Origin of the sequence: Noviherbaspirillum autotrophicum (assembly GCF_000818395.1) — a bacterium.
Classification (GTDB): Bacteria; Pseudomonadota; Gammaproteobacteria; order Burkholderiales; family Burkholderiaceae_D; genus Noviherbaspirillum; species Noviherbaspirillum autotrophicum.
On sequence record NZ_JWJG01000028.1, the window covers coordinates 1,896,921 to 1,923,865 of the forward strand.

The window sequence follows — 26,945 nt, forward strand, 5'->3', positions numbered from 1 at the left end:
GCACGCGAATCACGCACGGAATGAATTGGCGGTTGCCACCTTCAATGACCCTTGCTTGCCGCTATCGTTATCAGTACACTTGCGCTGTTTTTGTTTCCGGAGACCCGACTTGGGTAGTCCCAGTACAACTTGTCAGCCATCAGCGGACAATCCATCGGCAAGCTAGTGCTTTAGCGGCAATCCGTTTCAAAGCGCCACTCGCCGATAGCCGGTGGGCGGCGCGTCCTGACCATCCAGATGGTCGCGCTCCCTGTCATTCAATCGACCTGTGGCTACCCGCCACGGGAGGGCCATGTCATGACACTCATGGCCGGGAGAGCACATGATTAATGTTTTCGTCTTGCAGAACGGACGGTTGAACCAGGTCAACATCGAGAGCAGGCTCGACCTGGAACGAACGGCTCCGGTATGGGTCGATCTGACCGATCCGAATGACGAGGAACGCGCATGGGTGAAGAGCATCTATGGCGTGACCCTGCCGGGCGAAGACGAAGTCAAGGATATCGAGGCCTCCGCCCGCTATTACGAAGCGGAGAATGGCGACCTGCACCTGCGCACCGATTTCCTGCTCGAAGAAGACGATGGGCCGTCGCGGGTCGTGACGGTCGCGTTCATCCTCGCCAAAGACATGCTGTTTTCGATGCACACCGACGACTTGCCGGTGTTTCGCCTGGTGCGCATGCGTGCGCGTTCGCGGCCGGGGTCGATCGGCGATTACAAGGATGTGCTGCTCGACTTGTACGCAACCGATGCCGAATACTCGGCCGACGCCCTCGAAGGCATCTATCAGAGCCTGGAAGACGTCAGCCGCAGCGTGCTGCAAAAGGAATTGAACGACCAGGATGCGGCAGCGGCCCTGAATGCCATTGCGCAGGAAGAAGACTTGAACGGCCGCATCCGCCGCAACATGATGGACACGCGGCGCGCGGTAAGCTTCCTGATGCGCGGACGCCTGCTGAATTCGGAGCAGTTCGAAGAAGCGCGGCAGATCCTGCGCGATATCGAATCGCTCGACGGCCATACCGCCTTCCTGTTCGACAAGATCAACTTCCTGATGGATGCCACCGTCGGCTTCATCAACATTAACCAGAACAAGATCATCAAGATCTTCTCGGTGGCCTCGGTCGCCTTCCTGCCGCCGACGCTCATTGCCAGCATCTACGGGATGAACTTCAAGATTCTGCCCGAGCTGCAGTGGGATATGGGATATCCGTTCGCGCTGGGATTGATGGTGGCCAGTGCCGTCGTACCGTTCTGGTATTTCCGTCGGCGCGGCTGGCTCTGACGAGGGCGATGTCCGCGCGTTGCATGCGCGGACATCTGAAGAGCCGTCTTAGCTCAGCGAGGAAAACGCCTTGCGCGCAGCCTCAACGGTGGCATCGATCACCGCATCGTCATGCTGCGCCGATACGAATCCAGCTTCGAAGGCGGACGGCGCGAGGTATACGCCGAGTTCCAGCATGGCGTGGAAGAATGTATTGAACTTGGCCTTGTCGCAGGCCATCATCTCGACATAGCTGCCCGGGATGCTTGGCGCAAAATACAGGCCGAACATGCCGCCCACCGAGTCGGCGCAGAACGCAATGCCTGCATCCTTTGCCGCTGCCGACAAGCCTTGTGCCAGCTTGGCAGTTTGTGCCGACAAGGATTCGTAAAAGCCCGGAGCCTGAATCAGTTTCAGCGTGGCCATGCCGGCCGCCACGGCCACCGGATTGCCGGACAGGGTGCCCGCCTGGTAGACCGGGCCGAACGGAGCCAGGTGCTTCATCAAATCCTTGCGCCCGCCGAAAGCCGCCACCGGCATTCCGCCGCCGATCACTTTTCCCATCACCGTCAGATCGGGCATGATGCCGAACAAGGTCTGCGCGCCGCCCAGGCCGACACGGAAGCCGCACATCACTTCATCGAAAATCAGCACGGCACCGTGCTGCGTACACATCCGGCGCATCGCCTGCAGGAACTCGGGCTTTGCGCGCACCAGGTTCATGTTGCCGGCCACCGGTTCGACGATCACGCAGGCGATTTCGCTGCCCATCTTCGCAAATACGTCTTCCAGTTGCTGCGCATCGTTATAGTCGAGCACCAGCGTATGCTTGGCAAAGTCTTCCGGCACGCCTGCCGAAGTCGGGTTGCCGAAGGTGAGCAGCCCGCTGCCGGCCTTCACCAGCAATGAGTCGGCGTGGCCGTGGTAGCAGCCTTCGAACTTGATGATCTTGTCGCGACCAGTCGCGCCGCGCGCCAGGCGCAAGGCGCTCATGGCTGCTTCGGTGCCGGATGACACCAGGCGCACCTGCTCGACTGAAGGGAGAATGCGGCAGATCTCCTCCGCCATCTCGATCTCGCCTTCGGTCGGGGCGCCGAAGGACAGTCCGCGCGCAGCCGCATCCTGTACTGCTTTGATGACGTGGGGATGCGCATGGCCAACGATTGCCGGGCCCCACGATCCGATGTAATCGATATAGCGCTTGTCGTCGGCGTCCCAGAAGTAGGGGCCTTCGGCGCGCGTGATGAAGCGCGGCGTGCCGCCGACCGAGCGGAATGCTCGTACCGGCGAGTTGACGCCGCCCGGGGTGCTGGTCTGCGCCCGTGCAAAAAGGGTGTCGTTCCTTGATGTCATATTAAATAGGGTGGTGAGAGGAAGTTACTGAGTTGAGTCGCTGTCGGGCTCGCGCGCCCAGAAGTAGCGGTCGGGCGTGAGTTTGCCCATGCCGAGGCGGTGCGCATTGGATAGCGCCGCATGCGTGAATTCCTGTGCTTCGAACACCGCTTCCGGCACATCGACACCGTTGGCGAGCATTGCTGCAATGGTCGCCGACAGCGTGCTGCCGGCGCCGCTGAAGGAACCGGGCAATCTTTGCCAGCTATCCTGGCGCAGCATTCCCGATTCGTCGAACAGGGAGTTGGCCACGTCATGCACGTCGGAGGGCGTGCCGGTGACGAAGACGTATTCGCAACCCATGTCGATCAGGCGCATGACGTCCAGCGGCAGCATGTCTTCACCGGACGGCTCGCGCCAGGTTTCGGCCAGGCGCGACAGTTCCACGGCCGATGCCAGGAACAGCGTCGTCTGCGGAATCAGCAGTTCGCGGATGGCGACCAGCATGTCTTCGCTGTCCGGCCCCTGATCAGGGATGGCAGAGATGAACGGGTCGAGGATCAGCGGGATATCGGGATAGTCGGACACGATTTCCGCGATCACGGTGACGCTTTCGATGCTGCCCGGCGTACCGACCTTGAATGCCGTCACCGGCATGTCCTCGAGCACGATGCGGGCTTGATCGGCCACCCAGTCAGCGTCGATCATCTGGATGTCTTCGACGCGCGCCGTGTCGCCGATCAACAGCGACGTGACGACCGACAAGCCATGGCATCCCATTGCCGCGAATGACGCGAGGTCCGCCTGTATGCCGATCGCGCCGATCGGATCGGTGGCGCCGAAAGTCAGAATGAGGGGGGAAGTTTGGTTTTGCACGGCCGGTAGATTAAGATATTCGACTTTGCATTTTACTTGATTGAAGGGCAGTCAACTGTGAGTAACAACGAAACGAAGATCGAATACAAGACTTGGATGTGCCTGATTTGCGGCTGGGTCTATGACGAAGCGGCCGGCTTGCCGGAAGAGGGAATAGCACCGGGAACGCGCTGGGAAGATGTGCCGATGAATTGGACTTGTCCGGAATGCGGCGCGCGCAAAGAAGATTTTGAGATGGTCGCCATTTAAGCTTTGACGCTTTGCAGCAATTAACGTTGTCTTTCTGTTAACTTTCGCATAAAAGCCACGTTAGGCGTAACTGAGAGTAACACCTTGTTTTAAAGCATCTTGCTTTTTGTTACAGTTGCGCCGTATATTGGGCAGAAGTTTACTGGGATTACGTCATGACAACATCAGCGGATAGTGCCAGTCTCAAGATCATGGTGATCGACGACAGCAGTACGATTCGTCGCTCCGCAGAAATTTTCTTGGGCCAGGCCGGTTACCAGGTTGTGCTTGCCGACGATGGCTTCGATGCCCTCGCCAAAATGAACGACCACAAGCCAGCCCTGATCTTTTGCGACATCCTGATGCCGCGTCTTGACGGGTACCAAACCTGCGCGCTGATCAAGAAAAGCGCGAAATTCCATTCCACGCCGGTCATCATGCTGTCGTCCAAGGATGGACTGTTCGACCGTGCGCGCGGAGCGATGGTCGGCTCCGACGCTTATCTCACCAAACCCTTTACCAAGGACAGTTTGCTCAAGACGGTGCGCGAATACACCGCTCAAGCGCTTGCCAAGTAATTTCTCGACATGAAGGTTGAAAATGCCGATACAGAAAATTCTCGTGGTTGATGATTCCCCCACCGAGCGCTATTTCCTTACAGATATTCTTGTAAAAAACGGATTTTCCGTTTCCACCGCCGAAAACGGCGAAGAAGCTCTGGCGAAAGTCAAGGCGGACAAGCCGCAATTGATTTTGATGGACGTCGTGATGCCGGGGCAGAACGGATTCCAGATCACGCGCGCCATCGCCAAAGATCCGGAAACGCAAAACGTGCCGATCATTATCTGCACCAGCAAAGGCCAGGAAACCGACCGCATCTGGGGCTTGCGCCAAGGCGCGCGCGACTACATCGTCAAGCCAGTCGACCCGCAGGAATTGTTGTCGAAAATCGCCGCGCTCGGCTAGGTCTCCCATGACCCAATCCACTTCGGATCTGAACTCAGGACTCGCGTCTAAGATGGCCGATTCCGGTGCGCGCCGCACCCGTTTGCGTGAATTCCAGACGCAGCTGGTGGAGCGCATGCAGGCTGCTACCAGCGGCGCGACGTCGCAAGCCCGGCAACTCGGCGTGATGATCGGACAAAGCCGCTGGCTGCTGAACCTGCAGGAAGCGGGCGAAATCGTCTCGGTCGGCACCATTGCCAAGGTGCCGCTGACGCAGGATTGGTTTTTGGGCCTGACCAACATCCGCGGTAATTTGATCAGCGTGGTTGACCTCGCGCACTTTAGCGGCATGCCGCCCACACCGATCGACAAGGAAAGCCGGATCGTCGCGTTTGCCCCGGCGCTCGGCTTCAACTGCGGCTTGCTGGTGTCGCGTGTCATGGGCTTGCGCAACGTGGCCGACATGACGTCTCAATCCGGCGGTGCCGATATTGCCTGGGCGACGCAACGCTATGTCGACCGCGATGCGCACGTCTGGACAGAACTCAATCTTTCTTTCATCGTACAAGATCCACGGTTTTTGCATGTCGGGTTGTAACCCATTGTCGACCGGCTGCCGAATAACAATTAGGAGACTCAGTGATGGCGTTTAATCTTCCGTTCTTTTCCAAAGGTAACAAAGGGGGACTGGCTGCGGAAGCCGCTACGCAGGGATACATTCCTGATGCAGCCGGCGATCATGCAGGGCTTGCCACTGGCATGGTGCACGACGCAACAATGGAAAGCAGCACCGGCAGCGCGGCGTCCGGGCCGACGACTGTCATGCGCAATCCGAATGCGACCTTCATCGGCGATGCGCTGCAGAAGACGGGCGATATCCGCCTGCCGATCATCGGCGCGATGCCATTGCAGGAGCAGGTCCGTATCCTGCTGATGATGCTGGGCGGTTCGCTGGTGCTGAGTGGCGGTTTCGTCTGGTTCAACTCCAATCATTCGATCCTGGCGTCGACCCAGACCCAGATTGCAGGTGACGCGCTGATGCACTCTCAGCGTATCGGTAAGGCCGCACCGAACGCGATCCAGGGCAACCCGGAAGCGTTCAAGCAGCTGGAGGAAAGCCGCAAGGAATTCAATCGCGACCTGACCGTGCTGTCCAAGGGCGGCGAGTACCAGGGGCGCGATATCGACCGGCCCAATGCCGAGATGGAAGCGATGCTGAAGGATGCCCAGAAAGTCTGGAGCAGCTCCGACAAGGCCGCCGAGACCATCCTGAAAATGAAGAAGGAATTGACAGGCTTCGGCACGACTCTGCAAAAGCTGAATGAGCTGTCGCCGGTGCTGCTGGAGTTGACCGAGCAGATCGCAACGCTCAAGGTGCAAGCCGGCGCTTCGCCGCGCGAAATTTCGGCCGCCGGCCAGCTGGTGATGCTGACCCAGCGTCTGGGCCGCAGCGCCAACGAGTTCCTCACTTCGGAAGGCGTGAACCCGGAAACCGCGTTCTTGCTGGGGAAGGATACCAATACATTCCGCGACATTACCGAAGGCTTCTTGAACGGCAGCGAAGTGCTGCGCCTGGCCGCCACCACTGAGCCGGATACGCGTGAAAAGCTGACTGAGCTGAAAAACGCATTCGCGGAATATCAGAAGTCGGTGGCGTCCATTCTCGGCAACCTGCAAAACTTCATCGCGGCAAAGCAGTCCGAGCAGTTGATCTTTGCCGAGAACGAAAGCCTCAAGCAGCGTATCACCAACCTGCAGAAGGCCTATCGCGCGGAGGAAGACTCGTCGCACTGGTCGTTCTGGCTGATGATGGGCTTCGCGCTGCTGGCGCTGACGTCCGCGGTCGGAACCGCGCTGGTCCTGCTGCAGGACAGCCGCAACCGTACCAAGGAAGCGGATCAGCGCCGTCAGGAAGCGGAAGAGCAGCGTCTGCAAGCGCTGCGCCAGGAAGAGGAAGCCAAGCGCGCCAATGACCAGAACCAGGCGGCGATTCTGCGGCTGATGAACGAATTGCAGGAAGTGGCGGACGGCGACTTGACGGTGCAGGCAACGGTGTCGGAAGACATTACCGGCGCGATCGCCGACTCGGTGAATTACACCGTGGAAGAGCTGCGCGGCCTGGTTGGCCGCGTCACGAAGACCGCGGAGCAGGTGACGTCCGCATCCAACCAGGCGCAGAACATTTCCAACGAGTTGCTGGTCGCGTCCCAGAAGCAGTCGCGTGAAATCCAGGAAACCGGCCAGGCGGTGCTTGAAATGGCTTCGCAGATTACCGATGTTTCCAAGTCCGCCAACGAATCGGCAGAGGTGGCGCGCCAGTCGGTGAGCGCTGCGGAGCAAGGCACGAAGGCGGTGGAAGACGCGATCAAGGGCATGAACGAAATCCGCGAGCAGATCCAGGAAACCTCGAAGCGAATCAAGCGCCTGGGCGAATCGTCGCAGGAGATCGGCGAAATCACCGAGCTGATTTCCGACATTACCGAACAGACCAACGTGCTGGCGCTTAATGCAGCTATCCAGGCGGCGTCCGCCGGCGAAGCTGGCCGCGGCTTCTCGGTGGTGGCCGAAGAGGTGCAGCGCCTGGCGGAACGCTCCGGCGAGGCAACCAAGCAGATCGGCGCGCTGGTGCGCACGATTCAGACCGACACGCACGATGCGGTGGCGGCGATGGAAAAGTCGACCCAGGGCGTGGTGGAAGGTGCCAAGCTGTCCGACGCGGCCGGTGCCGCGCTGTCCGAGATCCGCAGCGTGTCGAACCGCCTGGCAGAGCTGATTCAGAGCATTTCCGCCGCAACCGAACAGCAGGCGACATCCGCCAACGGCGTGGCGCAAAACATTCAAAACATCCTGACGGTGACCGAGCAGACGCAGCAGGGTACCCAGCAGACGGCAGAGTCGATTCGCGAGCTGTCCAAGCTGGCCGAAGAGCTCAAGAATTCGGTGTCGCGTTTCCGCGTGACGGCCTGATTCCGATCCATTGTCGGCCTGCATAGGCTCTCTAGTGATGCTTGGCGGCGCGCGTTTCGGCGCGCCGCTTTTTGAACCCGCGAGGCAGTCATGACTACCCCTTCTTCCGCCTCATCACAAGGCGCCCGGGACTTCGATGCCGGGCCGCTGTCCTGGGTGATGGGTGAGATTCGCGAAGCACTCAACCGTTCCAAGACCGCGCTGCACGAAGCAGTAACGCAGGATGCGGAATCCCGGGCGACATCGCTGCGCCATGCGAAAACCTATCTGCATCAGGCACATGGCGCGTTGCAGATCGTCGATGTCGACGGCGTGGCCATCATTACCGAAACGGTCGAGGATTTACTGGACCGCGTCGATGCTGGTCAGCTGGAGCTTAGTTCGGCGCTGTCGGATGCCATCGGCAACGGTTACACGGCCCTGATCGAGTATCTCGACGAGCTCCTGTCTGGCATGCCGCATCAGCCGGTACGCCTTTTCCCGTATTACCGCGCGTTGCTGGAAGCGCGCGGCGCCGAGCGGATTCATCCGGCCGACCTGTTTTTCCCCAACCTCGCGATTCGCCCGCAGCTGCCAATCACTGAGCCGGCAAATGCCGCTTCGCCCGAGCAGTATGTGGGCATGCGCAAGCGCTTCGAGAAAGCGCTGCTGCCGTTCCTGAAAAGTTCGGATCCCGCCGCCGAGCGCGCCACTGCGGCCGCCATGCGCGAGCTGGTCGGCGAAATTGAATGCATGCAAGGCCAGCAGCAAGCTCGCAGTTTCTGGTGGGTGATGCACGGCTTCGCGGAAGCGGTGGCGGCGGGCCAGATTCAGAACGAAATCTACGTCAAGCAGCTGTTTGCCCGCATCAATCTGCAACTACGACGCCTGTCGCAAGGCTCGTCGAGCATCACCGAGCGCCTGCTGCGCGACGCGCTGTTCTTCATCGCGAAGACGAAAAATCCATCACCGCGCGCGCAACAGATCCGTGCCGCCTACAGGCTCGACGGCATGGTGCCGGCCGACTACGACAAGAAGCGCTACGGTCAGATCGACGTCGACGCCCTGGCCGCAGCCAAGGAGCGGCTGTCGCAGGCGAAAAACATCTGGAACCGGATTGCCGGAGGTGATGTCAGCGTGGCGGAATCGTTCGAACACGAGATGCGCATGCTGGCCGATGCCGGTGCCAAGCTGAACGCCCCCTCGCTGACCAAACTGCTGCGCGAACTCAAGGGCATCGCGCGCCATGCCGCGCATGCCAAACCGGGGGAAGCGCTTGGTCTGGAAATGGCAACCAGCTTGCTGTTTGTTGAAAACTCGCTGAACAACATCGGACGCTTGCAGGAAAACTTCGCCGAGCGTGCCGATGCGATGACAGCTAGGTTGCTTGCCGTCGTGTCGGGCGAGGCGCTGGCCGAATCCGCACCCTGGCTCGACGACATGTCGCGCCAGGCGCAGCAGCGGCAAACCATCGCGGCGCTGGCGGGTGAAATGCAAGCCAGTCTGCGTCAGGTCGAGAAGATGCTCGACGAATTCTTCCGGGACCCATCGCAACGCGATCCGCTGGGCCAGCTCGATTCGGTGCTGCACCAGATTGAAGGCGCACTGGTCGTTCTCGATCAGGAAGACGCGGCGCGCACGGTCGAACACACGCGATCGGCAGTACAGCGCTTTGCAGCTGGTGATGTACAGCCGCCGGCCGAGCAGGAATTCCAGCAGGTGGCGCAGAACGTCGGCGCGCTCAGCTTTTTCATCGAAACGCTACAACATCAACCGGACAGCGCGAAAAAGCGTTTTTCGTTCGATGACCGGAGCTGCTCCTTTCGTGCAAATCTGATCGAACCCAAACCAGCTGCAGACGACACCGAGCTCGTCGTGGAGGTGCCGCAAGCGCCCGCAGCGTCGTCCGAGCCGGAGGTGCCGATACTGACGGTGGAGAATGAATTGGCGCAGCACCAGCGCCAGACCGCCGAACTGGCCAAGTCGCTCACGGAGCAACCGGACAACCCTGTTTTGCAGGAACAGCTGAAGGAATCGCTGGAGCAGATCCGGCTCGACGCGGCGCTGATCGACATGCCGGAGGCGACCGATCAGGCGCGAAGCGGCATCGAGCTCCTTGGCAGCCTGGATTGTCAGCCATCGCAGGAAGCGCTGGCCAAGATCATCTCGGCGACCACGCCAGCACCGGCGGCGTCCGCCCCGACGTTGCCGCCGGTGGTGACGCCGGCCAGCGATGAAGCGATCGATGCCGAATTGCTCGAAATCTTCTTGCTGGAGGCGGAAGAAGTGCTGGGCGCCGTGCGCCAGACGCTGCCAGAGTCGCGCAATGCGCCGCACAACCAGGAACATCTGACAACGTTGCGGCGTTCCTTCCATACCTTAAAGGGCAGCAGCCGCATGGTCGGACTGGTTGCGTTCGGTGAAGCCGCATGGAGCATCGAGCAAGTACTGAACCTGCGCCTGGCGGATGGACGCGGCGGGGATGCCGACCTGTATGCATTGCTGGAAAAAGCGGCTGAGATTCTCGCCGCTTGGGTGCAGGATCTGAAGGAGTATGGAAAGTCGGGCCAAACTCAGCACGCGCTGGTGGCTGCAGCCGAGCGAATGAAGGAGGGCGGGGGCTTCGTGTTCGAAGACCGCGCGGCGACGCCGCTGGCCGTGGAACACGAGGCTCCGGCCGATGTGCCTGCATCCGAGCCGTTACCGACATTCGTGTCGGAACCGGTCATGACGACGGAAGAGGTACCGGATGTGGAGGTTGAACCGGCGCTGTCGGATGACGGCATCGACGATGCGCCGTCCATTGTGGCGGAAAGCTTCGCCGAGCCGGTACCGGAGACCTTGCCGGACTTGCCGGTGGCGGAAGAGATCCAGTTGTCCGATGCCGATTTGGCGATGTTCGAGCCGGCGGTGAGCGAAAGTCTGCCACCGCAACCTCCTGTGGTGGAAAACGCCTTGGCGCCGGTGGCATCGATTGCGGAAGTCATCGAATTCCCGACCCTGCAGGCGCCCGAGGTCAAGCCGAACGATACCGTCAAGCGGATTGGCGACCTGGAAATCAGCGTCCCGCTGTACAACATCTACCTGACCGAGACGGACGAACTGGTCAGAACCCTGGCGCAGGACATGGCCGAATGGCGTCATGAACCGGAGCGCGAAGTCAGCATTCAGTCGGTACATGCCGCGCATTCGCTCGCCGGCAGTTCCGCCACCGTCGGCTTTACCTCGCTGCAGGAAGCGGCGCATGCGCTGGAAATGGTATTGCAACTGCTTTCCCGCAAGCCGGTGCGCCTGCTGCCGCATGAATTCGATGCACTGGAACAAAGCGTCGAGCGACTCAAGCTGATGCTGCAAACGTTCGCATTGGGAGAAATGCCGGCGTACCAGTCGGAATTTGCACGCCTTCTGCGCAGCGTACAGCAGGATATCGAGCAGCGCTCGGAGCAGCGCACCGGCGTCGACACCCTGCAAAGGGACGACGAACCCGAACCGCAGGATGAACCAGCGGCCGTGTTGTCTGCACAGCCCGAGCCGGAAGTCGCACCCTTTGCCGAGCCTGTTTTTGCCGGTGAAAGCGGCGCGCCGAGCGAGGCGGCGCTCAAGGATGAACTCGACGCCGATCTGCTGCCGGTATTCTTCGAGGAAGGCCGGGACATTTTCCCGCAGATGGGATCGGTGCTGAGGTCCTGGCAAGAGCAGCCATCCAATGGCGAGCTGCCGCAGTCGCTATTGCGTCAGTTGCATACGCTCAAAGGCAGTGCGCGCATGGCGGGGGCGATGGGACTCGGCCAGCATTTGCACGACATGGAAACGCGCGTCGAAAATCTGATGCATCTCGGTGCGCCGTCGGCGATCGCGCTGGAAGACTTGCTGGTGCGTTACGACCATGGCTTGCAAATGTTCGAGCATTTGCAAAATCCGCAAGCGACGCCAGCGCCCGTCATCGAGACGGCGCCAGCCTCGCCTGTTGCAGACGAAGCCAAGTCGGCGGTTCATGAGCCGGTCGTGCTGGCGCCATTGATGCCGTTACAGGCAGGCAAGGTTGCGCCGACGCCCATTGCGACTGCGCGCGCCGTCGCCACGCCCGCAGCGCCTGCACAACTTGTCCGAGTGCGCGCCGACATTCTCGACCGTCTGGTGAACCAGGCCGGTGAGGTATCCATTTCCCGTTCCAAGCTGGAAACGGAGGTCGGCACGCTGCGTCAGTCGCTGTCCGAGCTGACGGATAACGTATCGCGTTTGCGCGACCAGTTGCGCGAAATCGAAATGCAGGCGGAAACGCAGATTGCTTCGCATATGGGATCGTCTGCCGACCGGGAATTCGATCCGCTCGAGTTCGACCGCTTCACCCGCCTGCAGGAACTGACCCGCATGATGGCCGAGAGCGTCAATGACGTCGGGTCGGTGCACCATAACCTGTCCCGCACGCTCGACAGCGCCGCCGGCGACCTGATCACTCAGGCGCGACTGACGCGCGAATTGCAACAGGACCTGATGCGGGTACGCATGGTCCAATTCGCCAGTATTTCGGAGCGACTGTTCCGCGTTACGCGCCAGGCGGCGAAGGAGGTCGACAAGCGCGTCAACCTCGATATTCGCGGCAGTGCCGTGGAAATCGACCGAGGCGTGCTGGAAAAAATGACCGGTCCGTTCGAGCACCTGCTGCGCAACGCGGTCGCGCACGGCATCGAGTCGCGCGAGGCGCGCCGAGCAGCTGGAAAGAGCGAGACCGGAGAATTGCTGGTTGAAATTCGACAGGAAGGCAATGAGGTCGTCATCCAGTTCTCGGACGATGGCCAGGGCCTGAATGTCGATCGCATCCGTAACAAGGCCAAACACGTCGGCCTGCTGGCCAGCGATGGCGATATGTCCGACGATGAAGTGCGTGATCTCATTTTTCATCCGGGCTTTTCCACGGCCGAGCAGGTGACGGAGCTTGCCGGGCGCGGCATCGGCATGGACGTGGTCCGGTCTGAAGCCGCCGCGCTAGGCGGTCGGGTATCGACATGGTCCGAGCCGGGCACGGGTACGCGGTTCACGATTCACCTGCCGCTGACACTGGCGGTGACGCAGGTCGTGCTGCTTTCCACTGGCGGCAAGATCTATGCGGTGCCGTCGGTGCTGGTGGAACAGGTGCAGCAGCTCAAGACCAATGCGCTGGCGGCCGCCTATAACGATGGCGTCGTGGTGTGGCAGGGCGTGCGCGTGCCGATGTACTACCTGCCGGCGCTGCTGGGCGACACGGCGGCTTCACCGGTGTCGCAGCATTATTCGCCGCTGTTGATCCTCAAGAGCGGCAGTGACCGCGTGGCGATCCATGTCGATGAGGTAGTCGGCAACCGTGAAGTGGTGGTCAAGAATATCGGCCCGCAACTGGCGCGCTTGATCGGCATTGCCGGTGCGACCGTGCTCGGTTCCGGCGATATTGTGCTGATTCTCAACCCGGTCCCGCTGGCGCTGCGGGCTGCGCACGAAAACATGCGTGCACCGCGCATTCTTGCTTCCGATGCCCCGGCGAGCATGGGGGCGATTGCGGAAATGGCGCCGCACGATCCCTCTCCACCTGCGCCGCTGGTGCCGCGATCCGAACCGGTACAGGGATTGCGCCGCCAGCACATCGTGATGGTGGTGGACGACTCGCTGACGGTGCGGCGCGTAACGCAACGCCTGCTGACGCGCGAAGGCTACCAGGTCGTGCTGGCGAAGGACGGCGTGGACGCACTGGAGCACTTGCAATCGGTGACGCCGGATGTAATGCTGGTCGATATCGAGATGCCACGCATGGACGGCTTCGATTTGACGCGCAACGTGCGCGGCGACGAACGCACGCGCCATATTCCGATCATCATGATCACCTCGCGCACTGCGGGAAAGCACCGGAACTATGCGCTGGAACTCGGCGTCAACGAGTATCTCGGCAAACCCTATCAGGAAGAGGAGTTGCTGAGGCTGATCGCCGGATATGTGAACAAGGAGACGCCGGTAGCGTAACGCCGGTTTCCTCCGTGGACAAAGGCCCGCGATGTTGCGGGCCTTTGTTTTTCAAGGGGCCGCTGCCAAAACTGTTAAAATGGCTATTATGGTGAAAGCAAGCAAGAAAGCGAGCAAAATCGGCTCGTTCCGCTCCCCACCCGGATCTTCCCGGGATACTCTCGATTTATCCTCGTCGTCCGAAGCCAGTCCCGCGATTGAACTCAATCTCGTCGATCATTTTCTGATCGCAATGCCGTCCATGCTCGATCCCATCTTCGGCGGCACGGTCATCTACCTGTGCGAGCATAACGCCGATGGTGCGCTTGGCGTCATCATCAACAAGGCGACCGACATGACGCTGGACGTGTTGTTCGAGCGCATAGAACTCAAGCTGGAAGACGTGCCCGGCAGGGCGCCTCTCGGCGGCAAGCCGGTGCTGTTCGGTGGGCCGGTGCAGGTCGAGCGCGGCTTCGTGCTGCACACGCCCCACGGTGGGTATTCGTCGATGATGAAGGTCACCGACGAGATCGCGCTGACGACCTCGAAGGATGTGCTGGAAACGGTCGCGGCCGGCAATGGACCGCAACGCATGCTGGTGACGCTCGGATGTTCCGGCTGGAGAGCCGGGCAGCTGGAAGACGAAATCGTGCGCAACGGATGGCTGACCGTGCGCGCCGATCCCGCCATTATTTTCGACGTCCCGATCGAAGAGCGTTTTACCGCGGCAATGAAGCTGCTGGGCATAGACCCGACAACGCTGACCGGCGATGCAGGGCATGCGTGAGACCTGAGTGGAAACGGTACTTGGTTTCGATTTCGGCTTGAAGCGCATCGGCGTCGCCGTCGGCAATACCTTGCTCAAGCAGGCACAGCCCCTCATCGTGATCTCCGAGCCGACCAACGAGGCGAAATTCGCCACGATTGCCACGCTCATCAAGGAGTGGCAGCCGAAAACCTGCGTGGTCGGTTTGCCCAGCCATCCAGACGGCACCGAGCATGAAATGACAGTGCGGTGCCGGCGCTTCGCCAATCAACTGAATGGACGCTTTGGCGTGGCAACGGCGCTGGTCGACGAGCGTTATTCTTCAGCAGTAATTTCCCAGCAGCGCGGCCAGCTGATCGATGCCGAAGCTGCAGCCATCATTTTGCAACAATACTTCAATGACTATGCCGAATCCTGATTTCGACGCCGAAGCCCTGTACCAGGTGCTCGCGCAACGCGTCAAAGCCGGCCTTTCCAACGCACGCAACACCGCCATCGTCGGCATTTATTCCGGCGGCGCCTGGCTGGCCGAGCGACTGGCCGATGAATTGCAGCTCAAGGACCGACTGGGCTTCATCGACGTCTCGTTTTATCGAGACGACTATGCGGAAAAGGGCTTACACGCCGAGGTCAAGCCGACCCAGATTCCGTTCGAGGTCGAAGGCGCGACCATCGTGCTGGTGGACGACGTGCTCTACACCGGGCGCACCACGCGCGCCGCGATCAACGAATTGTTCGACTACGGGCGCCCGGCCAGGATCATGCTGGCCGCACTGGTGGACCGCGGCGGACGCGAACTGCCGATTGCGGCGGACTTCGTTGCCGATACCGTGTCCCTTTCCGATGACCAACAACTCGTACTGCAACGCGCCGACGACGGCCGATTCTCCCTGACGGTGGACCATGCTTAACCCGCAATTGAACAAAAACGGTGAGCTGCAGCATCTGCTCACCATCGAAGGCCTGCCCAAAGCGGTCATCACCCATATTCTCGATACCGCCTCGTCCTTCGTCAGCGTGAGCGACCGCGAAGTCAAGAAGGTCCCGCTCATGCGCGGCAAGAGCGTGTTCAACCTGTTCTTCGAGAATTCAACCCGCACCCGCACGACATTCGAGATCGCGTCCAAGCGCCTGTCGGCTGACGTGATCAACCTGAATATCTCGGCATCGAGCACCAGCAAGGGCGAGTCCCTGCTCGACACCATCGACAACCTGGCCGCCATGCATGCGGACATGTTCGTAGTCCGCCATGCGCAGTCCGGTGCGCCCTACCTGATTGCCAAGCACCTGGTCGATACCCATCGTCCGCATGTGCATGTAGTCAATGCCGGCGACGGCCGCCATGCGCATCCGACGCAAGGCTTGCTCGACATGTACACCATCCGGCACTACAAGAAAGACTTTACTAACCTGACCGTCGCCATCGTGGGCGACATCCTGCACAGCCGCGTGGCGCGTTCCGACATCCACGCGATGACCACGCTGGGCGTGCCGGAAGTGCGTGCAATCGGCCCGCGCACGCTGCTGCCGGGCGGCCTGGAACAGATGGGCGTGCGCGTCTTCACCGACATCAACGAGGGCCTGAAGGGCGTTGATGTGATCATCATGCTGCGCCTGCAGAATGAACGCATGAGCGGCGCCTTGCTGCCGTCCGCGCAGGAATTCTTCAAGAGCTATGGCTTGACGCCAGAGCGCCTGGCGCTGGCCAAGCCGGACGCGATCGTGATGCACCCTGGCCCGATGAACCGCGGCGTCGAAATCGATTCGGCTGTCGCCGATGGCGCGCAGGCGGTGATCCTGCCGCAGGTGACGTTCGGCATTGCGGTGCGCATGGCGGTGATGAGTATTTTGGCGGGAAATTAATCAATGAAAATCCATATCAAGAATGGCCGTCTGATCGATCCGGCCAACGGTATCGATGCGCAAAAGGATGTGTTCATCGCCGCCGGCAAAGTGGTCGGCATCGGGGAGGCGCCGGCAGGTTTTGCCGCCACCAAGGTCATCGATGCCACCGGGCGGATTGTGGCGCCCGGCCTGGTCGACCTGAGCGCGCGCTTGCGCGAGCCCGGCTACGAATACAAGGCGACGCTGGAATCGGAAATGCAGGCGGCGATGCAGGGGGGCGTCACGAGTCTGGTCTGCCCTCCCGATACTGACCCAGTGCTGGACGAGCCGGGGCTGGTCGAAATGCTCAAGCATCGCGCCAAGGGCCTGAACCAGGCCCATGTCTATCCGCTCGGTGCGCTCACGACAGGCCTGAAGGGGGAATCCTTGACGGAGATGGCCGAACTGACCGAGGCTGGCTGTATCGGCTTTTCCCAGGCGGATCACCCGATCCTCGATACGACGGTCCTGATGCGCGCGATGCAGTACGCGCAGACCTTCGGCTATACGGTCTGGCTGCGGCCGCAGGACCCTTTCCTTGGCATCGGCGGCATTGCGCACAGCGGCCCTGTCGCGTCGCGCCTGGGGCTGTCGGGCGTGCCGGTGATCTCGGAGACAATCCAGCTGCACACGATTTTCGAACTGATGCGCGCCACTGGCGTGCGGGTTCACCTGTGCCGCCTGTCGTCGGCGGCCGGGCTCGAATTGGTGCGTGCCGCAAAGAAGGAAGGATTGCCGGTGACATGCGATGTCGGCGCCCATCACGTGCATCTGACCGATGTCGATATCGGCTACTTCGACTCGAATGCCCGCGTTACGCCGCCATTCCGTTCGCAGCGCGACCGCGATGCGATCCGTAAGGCGCTGCTCGACGGCACCGTCGATGCGATTTGCTCCGACCATACCCCGGTCGACAACGACGAAAAACTGCTGCCGTTCGGCGAAGCCTCTCCCGGCGCGACCGGGCTGGAGCTACTGCTGTCGCTGGCACTAAGGTGGGCCGATGAATGCATCGACAAAGCGCAGCAGCCGCTGCTGAAGGCGCTCGCGAAAGTGACGTCCGATGCTGCGCGCGTGACGGGGCTCGCCAGCGGACGCCTGTCGGTCGGCAGTGTTGCAGACGTCTGCGTATTTGATCCGCAGGTGCGCTGGAAGGTCGACGCCAAGGCCCTTGCAAGCCAGGGCAAGCACACGCCTTTCCTCGGCTACGAGCTGACCGGGCGGACGACGACGACGATCGTCGCCGGCCATGTCGCGTTCGAGCGTTGAGCGACGCGCATGGTCGCTTTCCGCTTGCTGCGCATCGTGCTGCATCTGTTCGCGGGGCTGGGCACCTGTGCGCTGATCTTTCCGTTCATTGACGTACAGGCGCGCACCGCGCGTATCAAGCGCTGGTCGGTCAGGCTGCTTGCGTTGTGCGGCGTGCGGGTGCAGTTCGAGGAAGCTGGCGTGCGCGAGGCAAGCCGTGCGCTCATCGTGTCCAACCATGTCTCCTGGCTGGATATTTTCGTCATTAACGCTCTGCATCCGTGCCGTTTCGTCGCCAAATCCGATATTCGCGGCTGGCCGCTGATCGGCTGGTTGAGCGAACGGGCGGGCACGATTTTCATATCGCGCGGCAAGCTGCGGGATGTGCGGCGGATTTACCAGGGATTGGTGGCCAGCCTGCATGCCGGCGAGCATGTCGCGTTCTTCCCGGAAGGGACGACCTCAGCGCAAGGAACGCTGCTGCCTTTTCATGCCAACCTGTTCGAAGCGGCGATCGAAGCCGAAGTGCCGGTACAGCCATTTGCGTTGCGCTACGTCGACTCCCGCGGGCAACTGCATCCGGCTGCCGATTTCATCAATGACATGACGTTCGTGCAGAGCGTCCTGACAATTCTACGTGCGGGGACAATGACAGCACACTTGATCGTGCTGCCGCCGATTCCCACCGGCGCGGCGTCACATCGCCGCGAACTTGCCGACCTCGCCGGTGATTCAATTGCACAGGCGCTCGGCTACAGTGCGGCGCCGGAACATCAAATGCTGCCCGGCCGCTGATACTGTGGGCAATCGACTTGAATCGGGCGACGGTCCTCCAGGCAGACAGCACTCAGCTTGCCGCCCCATAAACAACCCGTATCAAGGCTGATCAGATTGGGGCGCATGATCAATCCCAATGTCGACCAATGCCCGAAGACGACGGTGACGTCCTCGGTTTTCCGGCCCGGCACTTCGAACCACCGCATGTAGCCCGGCAGTTCCGTTTCCGTTCCCTTGGACGTCAGATCCATGGTTCCGTCCGCCGTGCAGAAACGCAGGCGCGTCAGTGCATTGACAATGCAGCGCAGGCGATCGGCGCCTTGCAGGCTGTCGTCCCATCTTGCCGGAGTATTGCCATACATTTGCCGTAGGAAACTCACCCATTGCGGGCCGCGTAAGACGCTTTCGACTTCCTGCGCAAGTTCCAGCGTCTGTTGTGCTGTCCATTGCGGAACGACGCCGGCATGCACCAGTAAATGGCCGTTTTCGAAAATGGCCAATGGTTGGCGCCTCAGCCAATCAAGCAATTCTTCGCGATCAGGCGCCTGCAAAATGGCATCAAGCGTATCGGAACGATGTGCAGCACGAATGCCTTGAGCAACGGCAAGCAAGTGCAAGTCGTGATTGCCGAGCACGATACGGGCCGCATCGCCAAGCGAACGCACCAGCCTGAGCGTGGCCAGTGAGTGCGGCCCCCGATTGACCAGGTCGCCGACAAAGATAAATTGTGCCTCAGCGGAAGCGGCGCGAATCGCGTGCAGCAATTCTTCCAGCCGATCATGGCACCCTTGTACATCTCCGATTGCGTAAATTGTCATGCAGAAAGTTGTTGGTGAAAAATAACAGACACGCCATTTGTCTAATAACAATAAGGGGGCGCAGGGCGTGCTCTATAAAGTGAGAGTGTCAATTGGCCGCAACGGCCACGTCAACGCTCACTTATATCATGTTAACTCCTATCATTCTTTCCGGTGGTGCGGGGACTCGGCTCTGGCCGGTATCCCGTGAGGCGCACCCGAAGCCGTTCATGCGTATTGGCGACGGCAAGAGCTTGCTGATGAAGACTGTTGAGCGGGCGCAAGCGGTGTGTGGCGACTGCGCGCCGCTGATCGTCACTAACCGCGATTATTACCTGCGTTCGCAAAATGAACTGGCAAGTCAGGAAATCAAGCCGCAGTACCTGCTTGAGCCGGTCGGCCGTAATACTGCGCCGGCAATTGCGTTAGCCGCGTTGTGGGCGGCAGAGCAAGACCCGGACGCCTGCCTGCTGGTGATGCCCGCCGATCATCTGATCACCGACACCGTCTCCTTTCACAAGGCTGCTGAACATGCCGCAACCCTGGCGCGCGACGGCTTCCTAGTGCTATTCGGCATTCGTCCCACTGCATCTGAAACCGGCTACGGCTATATCGAAATGGGCAACCAGATCAGCCAGCAGGCAAATGCGGTGCAGCGCTTTGTCGAAAAGCCGGACGCCGCGACCGCCATTGCTTATCTGGAGCGGGGCAACTACGTCTGGAACAGCGGAATATTTTGCTTCAAGGCTAGCACTATCTTGGACGCGCTTGCCACTTACAACCCGGCCTTGTACGAATCCGCGCGTGCGGTATGGAATGAATCCAAGGCCGACGGCGACAAGGTCGACTTGCATACCAGTTTTTCGCGGCTGGAAAACATCTCCATCGACTATGCAGTCATGGAAATGGCGAAAAATATCGCGGTCGTTCCAGGCGATTTCGGCTGGAGCGACATGGGTGCATGGAGTGCCGTAGCCGACGTCACGCCGGCTGACGAGAACGGCAACAAGGTACATGGTTCCGACGCCATCTTCATCGACAGCCATAACACCTACATCGATTCCAAGGACCGGCTGGTTGCAGCAATCGGCTTGGAAAACATGGTCGTCATCGACACGCCGGATGCGTTGCTGGTCGCCGAGCGCTCCAAGAGCCAGGAAGTACGACAGGTTGTCAGCCGGCTCAAAGCCAGCGGGCACGAGGCCCACAAGATTCATCGCACCGCGGTGCGACCGTGGGGAACCTATACAGTGCTCGGCGAGGGACAGGGATTCAAGATCAAACGCGTCGTGGTCAAGCCCGGCCAGTCGCTGTCGCTGCAGATGCATCACCACAGAAGCGAACATTGGGTGGTGGTCTTCGGCACCGCCAACATCACCGTGGGCGATACGACGACGCTGATGACGCAAAACCAGTCCAGCTATATTCCGATCGGCGCGAAGCACCGGCTGGAGAACCCGGGTATTACCGATCTCGTGTTGATTGAGGTGCAGTGCGGAAGTTATTTGGGGGAGGATGACATCGTACGATTCTCCGATTGCTACGGAAGGATGTGAAACAAGCGCGCATCTAGTAAGACGGCTCCCTCGTTAGTCCTTAACGTAACTGGTAAACTTATCAAGGAAGTCCAATGCTAATGAAGTCAAAAGTAAACAAAGTTGCACTCATCACCGGCGTAACTGGGCAAGATGGTGCATATCTGGCGGAGTTGCTTCTCTCTAAAGGCTACGAAGTTCATGGAATCAAGCGACGCACTTCCTTATTCAACACTGATCGCATCGATCATCTATATCAGGATCCGCATGAGCCTGACGTGCGCTTCAAGCTGCACCATGGCGATTTAACCGATGCGACAAGCCTGATTCGTATTATTCAAACAGTGCAGCCGGACGAGATTTATAACCTTGCCGCACAAAGCCACGTCGCCGTTTCATTCGAAGAACCGGAATACACTGCTAATTCAGATGCATTAGGAGCGCTGCGGATTCTGGAAGCGATTCGTATTTTGGGGCTGGAGAAGAAAACGCGCTTTTATCAGGCATCGACTTCAGAGCTGTATGGATTGGTGCAGGAAATCCCACAAAAAGAAACGACGCCGTTCTATCCGCGCAGTCCTTATGCCGTCGCCAAGCTTTATGCATATTGGATTACGGTGAATTATCGCGAGGCGTACGGCATGTATGCATGTAACGGCATTCTGTTTAACCACGAAAGTCCGAATCGTGGCGAGACGTTCGTTACGCGCAAGATTACTCGTGCGTTGGCTCGCATCAAGCTTGGCTTGCAAGACTGCCTGTATCTCGGAAATTTGAATGCTAAGCGTGACTGGGGACATGCGCGTGACTATGTCGAAATGCAGTGGCTGATGCTTCAGCAAGACAAGCCGGAGGATTTTGTTATTGCGACCGGCGTGCAGCATAGCGTTCGTGATTTCATTAACGCTTCAGCAAAAGAGTTACGCATGCCGATCCGTTGGGAAGGATCAGGCAGTGATGAAAAAGGTTATGACGTGAACGGCAAATGCATTATTGCCGTCGACCCGAAGTATTTTCGACCGGCGGAAGTGGAAACTTTGCTAGGCGACCCGAGCAAAGCTATGGCCAAGCTAGGCTGGTCGCCCAGGACGGCGTTTGCTGATCTTGTCGCCGAGATGGTTCGTGAAGATTTGAAGTCAGCAGAGCGAGATGAGTTGGTTAAGCGGCACGGCTTTCACACTTTTAATTATCACGAGTGATTAACGGTGGTTTGTTGAAATTGGGGGACTAAGGGGCTAGGGTGGTAGCAGGAGGTACCATTGTCAAGGAGTCTGTCAAATTTTTTGTATGCAAGAGGTCATGAGATGATACCGAAAGGGAACCAGCATGACCGTAGCCATGAGCACGACCAAGAAGACGAAGAAACTGAAGGCGCCGAAGCTTTTTCCGGATGAACTGATCGATAAACTGCTGGCGCAAGTCCAGAACAAGGACGCCGAATCGATTCTCGGCGAATCGGGCTTGACAGGCCAGCTCAAGACGCAGCTGGCAGGGTAATCCCCCCATTTTTGAAGCGGCCTGAGAGTAGAAACTAAGCGGACAAGGCCAATTTCTGTTTCGGCGTGATGCCGCCGATGGCCATGTTGGGGCGCTCGTGATTATAGGTCCATAACCAACGGGTCGCGAATTCCTGTACTTCCTCGAAGGTGTCGAACAGATAGTGCGCCAGCCAGTCGTAACGCACCGTCCGGTTGTAGCGCTCGATGTAAATATTCTGCTGCGGCTTGCGGGGCTGAATGAACTCGACGTGAATGCTGCGCCGATTTGCCCATGCCATCAGTGCTGCGCTGACGTATTCCGGGCCATTGTCACAACGTATCCGATCAGGCCTGCCGCGCCATTCGATGATGCGCTCCAGCGAACGGATCACGCGCTCGGACGGAAGGGAGAAATCCACTTCAATGTCCAAGCCCTCGCGGTTGAAGTCATCGATCACATTGAACAACCGAATGCTGCGGCTGTCCGACAGTTGGTCATGCATGAAGTCCATCGACCACACCTGGTTGAGTGCCGTCGGCTCGGACAGCGGCTCCGGCTTCTCGCGCACCAGACGCTTCTTCGGCTTGATGCGCAGGTTCAGTTCCAGCGCCCGGTAAATCCGGTAGACACGCTTGTGATTCCAGACATAGCCTTTGACGTTGCGCAGGTACAGGAAGCACAGGCCGAAGCCCCAGTTGCGCTGGTTCGTCGTCAGACGAATCAGCCAGTCTGCAATCTCGCTGTTCTCTGAAGACAGCTTCGCTTGATACCGATAGCAGGTCTGGCTGATGCCGAACGCTCGGCATGCCACTCGAATACTGACAGCCTTGTCTTGCACTGCCCATTGCGCCATCTCGCGTCGTCGAGATGGCGCTACCACTTTTTTTGCAGCGCCTCAGCGACGATCTCGGCCTTCAGGCGCTCTTCTGCATACATCTTCTTCAGGCGACGGTTCTCTTCTTCGAGTTCCTTCAGCCGCGCCATCATGGAGGCGTCCATGCCACCGAACTTACTGCGCCAGCGGTAAAACAGTGCAGAGCTCATGCCGTGTTCCCGGCACAGTTCCGGGACTGGAGTGCCGCCGTCGGCTTGCTTGAGAATGGCGATGATCTGGCTTTCCGAAAACCGTGGCTTCTTCATGTAAAACTTCCTCGATTCAATGTTGAGAAAATTCTACTTTCAAATCCGCTTCTTTTTCGGGGGGATTACCCCGGCATCTGCCTGCTTCAGAAACCCAATAATCTGCTCGTCGGTAAACCGCTTCTTCACGTTCGTTCTCCCTTTCGAAAACGGACTTTACTAGATCCCGATTGGCACTCTTTATTGGGAGCACATCACAGCAGGCATAATGTGAGGGCCCGGGACAGCAACGATGACCTCCTTCAAACCCTTACGCCGCTTCTCAAGTATTTATTATAAAGAGCGCTTTTAACTATGAATACGCGAAATATGTGCTAAGCAATCGTCGCAGAGCTGTTGCGCTCGTTCTTGGTTATTCGATTCTGCATAGCATCGCAGTTCCGGTGCATTGCCGGAAGGGCGTAGGTGGACAATGTCGCCACTAGTAAACGTCACTCGAAGCCCATCAGTGCTATCAATATGTGTCACCTTTCCAGCGTCCGGGGCCATTAGCCGCTGAGCCGCTGTTGAAGATGCTCGCAGCTGCTCGATAATGGATAGACTGGATTCTATTGAAAAACTCTGTAGTCGATTGCTGAATGTAAAGCGCTGTGGTAGCGAGGCGGTTAATCTCGAGAGTTTCCAACCTCGTTCGCGAGCAGTGCATAACAAAGCTAGCATAGGCAGAACTGCGTCGCGTGTTGGTAAAGCCGAGAGGCGGTGCCCATTTCGCGTTAAATCATTTCCGACCAAAAAGCCACCATTGGCTTCGAACCCAACGACAACAGCATCACTGTTGTTCAGTTCTGTTTCCATGTCAGCGATTACATATGGAGAGCCGATGCGAGTTCGTACCACTTTCTTAAACTGGCCGCATTTTTCTACGGCAGTGTTACTGCTCACCGGGGTGACCACCACCTCCGCATTCAAAAATTGCGCACACAAGATGCCTACTACATCACCACGAAGCCAATGACCATTCTCATCCCCGATCAAAGGCCGGTCCGCGTCGCCATCCGTCGATAGAATCGCATCGAACTTATGATCATTTGCCCAAAGCTTGGCTTGCTTAACGTCTTCGCTGCGTACTGCCTCAGTGTCGATGGGCACAAAGGTGTTTGTTCGCCCCAAGGGAATCACATTGGCTCCCAGTCCCTCCAGAATTTCACGTATTACATCTCGGGCCACACTGGAATGTTCATACACGCCAATCCGCATGTCGGATAATGCATTGGGTTTAAAGAACTGTAAATAACGTTGCACATAGGTTTCATATGCCGAAGAGTCAACTATTGGCAAGGTTGTCTGCAATGTTATAGGCAGCGTGTTGATCACTGCATTTGCAATGGATTCCTCATCGGATTTTGAAATTTCTCCGTCAGCGCGATAGAACTTGATGCCGTTGCGATCGAAAGGGATGTGGCTGCCGGTTACCACAACTGCAGGTAGGCCTGCGTGGAAAGCGTAATAGGCTAACGCCGGTGTAGGAAGTGCTCCGCAGTAGGTTACTTCGCGCCCGCTTTTGCGAATTGCGTCCGCGCATGCTGCTGAAATTTTTGGGCTGCTGGGGCGCAAATCATGTCCCAGCACGACGCATTCGGCAGCGCCTGCGCACGATTCCAGAAAGGCAATGACATAGGCAAAGCAGACTTCATCGGTCATATCAGAAACCAAACCGCGTACGCCGCTTGTGCCGAAACGTACTCCGGACTCGTTTATCAAATCAACAATACGGCGAATACTCACGTTTTCTTCCATCAATTTAGACTGTGCTTTCCTACTATCGCCGCCTCGTTGTACCGAATGAACCTATTGCAAGGTAATAAAAGAAACGGAACGAGAAAAACAGGCGATGTAGTCTTTTCCATGATGGCTCTTGGACCAGGCGATATATTCCCTCAAGCCCAATAGTGCTCAGAAGCCGCGGGGAGCGATTAAATTTCCCAACATAAAAATCTACGCTGCCGCCACAGCAGAAGATTAGATTCAGTTCGTAGATTAACCGCTTGCGCAATTGAAGCGCAAAGAGCTCTTGTTTTGGCGCACCAAGTGCGATGAAAACAATTTCGGGTTTCTCTTCGTTGATTTTCTGAGCGATGTGTTCAATGTCGTCCGATGTCCCATCGGAACTAACTATCGGAGTAAACGCAAATGCTTCGATATTCTTCGTACTTAGGCGTGCGAGGAATTGATCCGCTACGTCAGGCGATCCGCCAATCAAGCATGCCTTCTTGAATTTTCCATATCGCGCCATGTCGAGCAATTCGAAAATGAGATCTGACCCCGATATTTTTTCAATTGTCTTAGTGCGTAAAAGTAAACGTCCTGCGATCACAGGAATTTGTCCATCCAAACATATTTGGAAGTCCTCAGTCGAGCCTTTAAGCGTTGAATTGGTATTTAACAATGTGATTATTTGAGCATTGGCCGTAACCAGAATGGGGCTATTGCCTAAAGTAATTGTGCTGGCCAGAGTTTTACGTGTAGTGCAAGTAACCGGAATGCCGGCTAGATAAATTTTTGAATTTTGTTCAACCAGATTTATTTCACTAGCGATGCTTCTCGAAATTGATCGATGCATAAGTGGAAGCGAAAGCAGGCGAGGTGTTTGAAACCGCGCGATGCTTGTGTACACCCATAGGTACGATACCGCGAACAGAGCAATGAATCCTGCCAGTATTAACGAGTTGCTCCAGAAGATCACGGCCGGAACCGCCGCTAGCAAATTGAGTATCCATAGAAAAGGTGAAGTCATCGCATTCCCCCTGGATCGAATCGAGTCGCCGATCCGGTATGACACACGCCATCTTACTAAGCGCTTGTTGATCATCTGATGTAAATGCATGGCATCAGGTGCGCCTGGAGATTGCCCGCGCACAAACTTGCGCCGGTAAATGCTGAACAACGTTTCGAAGATCGGATAAATTATCAGGAGTAGCGGGAATAAAACGGACACTCCGGGGTTGCGCTCATGTACGAGAACCGACAACTCCGCGATGATGAACCCGACCAGATAGGCTCCGCCATCGCCAAGGAAAATCTTGGCGTTCGGGTAGTTCCATACTAGGAAGCCGGCGACCGCGCCGGCCGATGCGAGCGCAATGATGAAAATCATTTGGTCACCCGCCATATATGCAACTGCACCGAGCGCAAGCAAGGTGGTCACACAGACGAAGCCGGAAAGCCCATTGAATCCATCAATTAGGTTAACTGCATTAGCCACCCCTGCGACTGCAACCACGGTGAACAGCAGGGCAACCAAGTTGATCTGAAAGATCGTATCGATGAACGGAACGCCGAAAGTACGCACAGTTGCGTTGAACAACAGACTTCCGATCAATGCGGCAAACATGGTAACGGTCAATCGCATGCGGACCGATACGCGTTTGGTCAGATCTTCCAGCAGGCCGACAGCAAACACAAAAAACGACGGCACTAGGAATAAGAGGAAGAAGTCGCGGTGCTTCCATTGTGCGAACCATAACCAAAGTACAGTACATACCAGGCCGGAAAAAATACCGATACCGCCAATGCGTGGCACTGGTACCGCATGAACCTTTTGTACTCCGTCTAAGTCGTGGTCAGCACTCATATGTGAGTGCAAGTGATCAAGACGAACAATCAGGAAGGTAATTAAGCTCGAACAGATGAGGGAAAAAACAGAATACATCATAGGGCTTGCCGTAAGTGCAATGACTTCCTTGTTCTATTGCGCTACTGATATGGTGTTCGGCCCCGCGGCGTAGATATCGCAATGTGCCTACCGTCTACAAATCAGC

The 26,945-nt window shown here is 58.2% G+C and carries 21 protein-coding genes and 1 pseudogene; 16 read left to right on the forward strand and 6 right to left on the reverse strand.

What is annotated here, in order from left to right; translation table 11 throughout:
* Positions 1–322 precede the first annotated feature (322 nt).
* A complete protein-coding gene (gene corA / locus TSA66_RS10115) occupies positions 323–1,285 on the forward strand; it encodes a magnesium/cobalt transporter CorA (RefSeq protein WP_040039909.1) in 963 nt (320 codons plus the stop codon).
* A 48-nt stretch (positions 1,286–1,333) separates the two neighbouring features.
* Here corA and hemL read toward each other — a convergent pair whose 3' ends face one another.
* Both hemL and thiD read right to left on the reverse strand, forming a co-directional pair.
* Positions 1,334–2,617: a glutamate-1-semialdehyde 2,1-aminomutase gene (gene hemL / locus TSA66_RS10120; protein WP_040039910.1), complete on the reverse strand. Its 1,284-nt coding sequence runs from the start codon at positions 2,615–2,617 to the stop codon at positions 1,334–1,336.
* A 24-nt stretch (positions 2,618–2,641) separates the two neighbouring features.
* Positions 2,642–3,472: a bifunctional hydroxymethylpyrimidine kinase/phosphomethylpyrimidine kinase gene (gene thiD, locus TSA66_RS10125; RefSeq protein ID WP_040039911.1), complete on the reverse strand. Its 831-nt coding sequence runs from the start codon at positions 3,470–3,472 to the stop codon at positions 2,642–2,644.
* Positions 3,473–3,568: 96 nt separating this feature from the next.
* Here thiD and TSA66_RS10130 point away from each other — a divergent pair, with 96 nt between their 5' ends.
* From TSA66_RS10130 to TSA66_RS10185, 12 genes are all read left to right on the forward strand, one after another.
* The gene (locus tag TSA66_RS10130; RefSeq protein ID WP_040042419.1) at positions 3,569–3,721 is read left to right on the forward strand and encodes a rubredoxin; all 153 of its coding nucleotides are present in this window, start codon (positions 3,569–3,571) and stop codon (positions 3,719–3,721) included.
* A gap of 155 nt (positions 3,722–3,876) precedes the next feature.
* Positions 3,877–4,278 carry a response regulator gene (locus TSA66_RS10135; protein WP_040039912.1) on the forward strand — a complete coding sequence of 134 codons (402 nt, stop codon included), beginning with the start codon at positions 3,877–3,879 and terminating at the stop codon, positions 4,276–4,278.
* A gap of 22 nt (positions 4,279–4,300) precedes the next feature.
* The gene (locus TSA66_RS10140; RefSeq protein ID WP_040039913.1) at positions 4,301–4,666 is read left to right on the forward strand and encodes a response regulator transcription factor; all 366 of its coding nucleotides are present in this window, start codon (positions 4,301–4,303) and stop codon (positions 4,664–4,666) included.
* 7 nt (positions 4,667–4,673) lie between these two features.
* Positions 4,674–5,243, forward strand: coding sequence for a chemotaxis protein CheW (locus TSA66_RS10145; RefSeq protein ID WP_040039914.1), 570 nt, complete (start codon positions 4,674–4,676; stop codon positions 5,241–5,243).
* Positions 5,244–5,287: 44 nt separating this feature from the next.
* Positions 5,288–7,612 (forward strand): methyl-accepting chemotaxis protein, encoded by a 2,325-nt coding sequence (locus tag TSA66_RS10150; RefSeq protein WP_040039915.1) that lies wholly within the window; start codon positions 5,288–5,290, stop codon positions 7,610–7,612.
* Positions 7,613–7,702: 90 nt separating this feature from the next.
* Positions 7,703–13,582, forward strand: a complete 5,880-nt coding sequence (locus tag TSA66_RS10155) for a hybrid sensor histidine kinase/response regulator (RefSeq protein ID WP_040039916.1) — start codon at positions 7,703–7,705, stop codon at positions 13,580–13,582.
* An 88-nt stretch (positions 13,583–13,670) separates the two neighbouring features.
* Complete coding sequence (locus TSA66_RS10160; RefSeq protein ID WP_052452225.1) at positions 13,671–14,348, forward strand: YqgE/AlgH family protein; 678 nt, start codon at positions 13,671–13,673, stop codon at positions 14,346–14,348.
* A 7-nt stretch (positions 14,349–14,355) separates the two neighbouring features.
* The gene (gene ruvX / locus TSA66_RS10165; protein ID WP_040039917.1) at positions 14,356–14,745 is read left to right on the forward strand and encodes a Holliday junction resolvase RuvX; all 390 of its coding nucleotides are present in this window, start codon (positions 14,356–14,358) and stop codon (positions 14,743–14,745) included.
* Positions 14,732–15,238, forward strand: coding sequence for a bifunctional pyr operon transcriptional regulator/uracil phosphoribosyltransferase PyrR (gene pyrR, locus TSA66_RS10170; protein ID WP_094299002.1), 507 nt, complete (start codon positions 14,732–14,734; stop codon positions 15,236–15,238). Before ruvX ends, pyrR begins: the two co-directional genes overlap by 14 nt.
* Positions 15,231–16,190 carry an aspartate carbamoyltransferase catalytic subunit gene (locus TSA66_RS10175; RefSeq protein WP_040039919.1) on the forward strand — a complete coding sequence of 320 codons (960 nt, stop codon included), beginning with the start codon at positions 15,231–15,233 and terminating at the stop codon, positions 16,188–16,190. Before pyrR ends, TSA66_RS10175 begins: the two co-directional genes overlap by 8 nt.
* 3 nt (positions 16,191–16,193) lie before the next feature.
* Positions 16,194–17,480: a dihydroorotase gene (locus tag TSA66_RS10180; RefSeq protein WP_040039920.1), complete on the forward strand. Its 1,287-nt coding sequence runs from the start codon at positions 16,194–16,196 to the stop codon at positions 17,478–17,480.
* Positions 17,481–17,489: 9 nt separating this feature from the next.
* Complete coding sequence (locus tag TSA66_RS10185) at positions 17,490–18,254, forward strand: lysophospholipid acyltransferase family protein (protein ID WP_052452226.1); 765 nt, start codon at positions 17,490–17,492, stop codon at positions 18,252–18,254.
* Here TSA66_RS10185 and TSA66_RS10190 read toward each other — a convergent pair.
* Positions 18,233–19,054 (reverse strand): symmetrical bis(5'-nucleosyl)-tetraphosphatase, encoded by an 822-nt coding sequence (locus tag TSA66_RS10190; RefSeq protein WP_040039921.1) that lies wholly within the window; start codon positions 19,052–19,054, stop codon positions 18,233–18,235. The genes TSA66_RS10185 and TSA66_RS10190 overlap by 22 nt on opposite strands.
* Positions 19,055–19,182: 128 nt before the next feature.
* On the opposite strand from TSA66_RS10190, the gene TSA66_RS10195 reads away from it, so the two are divergent.
* The 3 genes and pseudogenes from TSA66_RS10195 to TSA66_RS26845 form a co-directional block, all read left to right on the forward strand.
* Positions 19,183–20,589, forward strand: coding sequence for a mannose-1-phosphate guanylyltransferase/mannose-6-phosphate isomerase (locus tag TSA66_RS10195; protein ID WP_040042422.1), 1,407 nt, complete (start codon positions 19,183–19,185; stop codon positions 20,587–20,589).
* Between the two features lie 74 nt (positions 20,590–20,663).
* Positions 20,664–21,767 carry a GDP-mannose 4,6-dehydratase gene (gmd, locus tag TSA66_RS10200; RefSeq protein ID WP_084199464.1) on the forward strand — a complete coding sequence of 368 codons (1,104 nt, stop codon included), beginning with the start codon at positions 20,664–20,666 and terminating at the stop codon, positions 21,765–21,767.
* A 127-nt stretch (positions 21,768–21,894) separates the two neighbouring features.
* A pseudogene (locus TSA66_RS26845) lies at positions 21,895–22,059 on the forward strand (IS256 family transposase); the annotation flags it as partial.
* 40 nt (positions 22,060–22,099) lie between these two features.
* Here the strand turns inward: TSA66_RS26845 and TSA66_RS10210 are convergent.
* The 3 genes from TSA66_RS10210 to TSA66_RS26150 form a co-directional block, all read right to left on the reverse strand.
* Positions 22,100–23,187, reverse strand: a protein-coding gene (locus TSA66_RS10210) for an IS3 family transposase (RefSeq protein WP_094299003.1) whose coding sequence is annotated in 2 segments (ribosomal slippage) — positions 22,100–22,938 and positions 22,938–23,187 — 1,089 coding nt in all. Because the reading frame shifts where the segments join, the coding sequence is not laid out codon by codon here.
* 288 nt (positions 23,188–23,475) lie between these two features.
* Positions 23,476–24,912 (reverse strand): phosphomannomutase, encoded by a 1,437-nt coding sequence (locus TSA66_RS26145; RefSeq protein WP_232429448.1) that lies wholly within the window; start codon positions 24,910–24,912, stop codon positions 23,476–23,478.
* A gap of 34 nt (positions 24,913–24,946) precedes the next feature.
* A complete protein-coding gene (locus tag TSA66_RS26150; RefSeq protein WP_084199468.1) occupies positions 24,947–26,839 on the reverse strand; it encodes a WecB/TagA/CpsF family glycosyltransferase in 1,893 nt (630 codons plus the stop codon).
* Positions 26,840–26,945 lie beyond the last annotated feature (106 nt).

Excerpts from the sequence above, each read along its gene's own strand:
- corA (WP_040039909.1), top strand. The coding sequence starts at position 323 with ATGATTAATGTTTTCGTCTTGCAGAACGGACGGTTGAACCAGGTCAAC.
- hemL (WP_040039910.1), bottom strand. The coding sequence starts at position 2,617 with ATGACATCAAGGAACGACACCCTTTTTGCACGGGCGCAGACCAGCACC.
- TSA66_RS10130 (WP_040042419.1), top strand. The coding sequence starts at position 3,569 with ATGTGCCTGATTTGCGGCTGGGTCTATGACGAAGCGGCCGGCTTGCCG.
- TSA66_RS10135 (WP_040039912.1), top strand. The coding sequence starts at position 3,877 with ATGACAACATCAGCGGATAGTGCCAGTCTCAAGATCATGGTGATCGAC.
- TSA66_RS10140 (WP_040039913.1), top strand. The coding sequence starts at position 4,301 with ATGCCGATACAGAAAATTCTCGTGGTTGATGATTCCCCCACCGAGCGC.
- TSA66_RS10145 (WP_040039914.1), top strand. The coding sequence starts at position 4,674 with ATGACCCAATCCACTTCGGATCTGAACTCAGGACTCGCGTCTAAGATG.
- TSA66_RS10150 (WP_040039915.1), top strand. The coding sequence starts at position 5,288 with ATGGCGTTTAATCTTCCGTTCTTTTCCAAAGGTAACAAAGGGGGACTG.
- TSA66_RS10155 (WP_040039916.1), top strand. The coding sequence starts at position 7,703 with ATGACTACCCCTTCTTCCGCCTCATCACAAGGCGCCCGGGACTTCGAT.
- TSA66_RS10160 (WP_052452225.1), top strand. The coding sequence starts at position 13,671 with ATGGTGAAAGCAAGCAAGAAAGCGAGCAAAATCGGCTCGTTCCGCTCC.
- pyrR (WP_094299002.1), top strand. The coding sequence starts at position 14,732 with ATGCCGAATCCTGATTTCGACGCCGAAGCCCTGTACCAGGTGCTCGCG.
- TSA66_RS10175 (WP_040039919.1), top strand. The coding sequence starts at position 15,231 with ATGCTTAACCCGCAATTGAACAAAAACGGTGAGCTGCAGCATCTGCTC.
- TSA66_RS10180 (WP_040039920.1), top strand. The coding sequence starts at position 16,194 with ATGAAAATCCATATCAAGAATGGCCGTCTGATCGATCCGGCCAACGGT.
- TSA66_RS10185 (WP_052452226.1), top strand. The coding sequence starts at position 17,490 with ATGGTCGCTTTCCGCTTGCTGCGCATCGTGCTGCATCTGTTCGCGGGG.
- TSA66_RS10190 (WP_040039921.1), bottom strand. The coding sequence starts at position 19,054 with ATGACAATTTACGCAATCGGAGATGTACAAGGGTGCCATGATCGGCTG.
- TSA66_RS10195 (WP_040042422.1), top strand. The coding sequence starts at position 19,183 with ATGTTAACTCCTATCATTCTTTCCGGTGGTGCGGGGACTCGGCTCTGG.
- gmd (WP_084199464.1), top strand. The coding sequence starts at position 20,664 with ATGCTAATGAAGTCAAAAGTAAACAAAGTTGCACTCATCACCGGCGTA.
- TSA66_RS26150 (WP_084199468.1), bottom strand. The coding sequence starts at position 26,839 with ATGATGTATTCTGTTTTTTCCCTCATCTGTTCGAGCTTAATTACCTTC.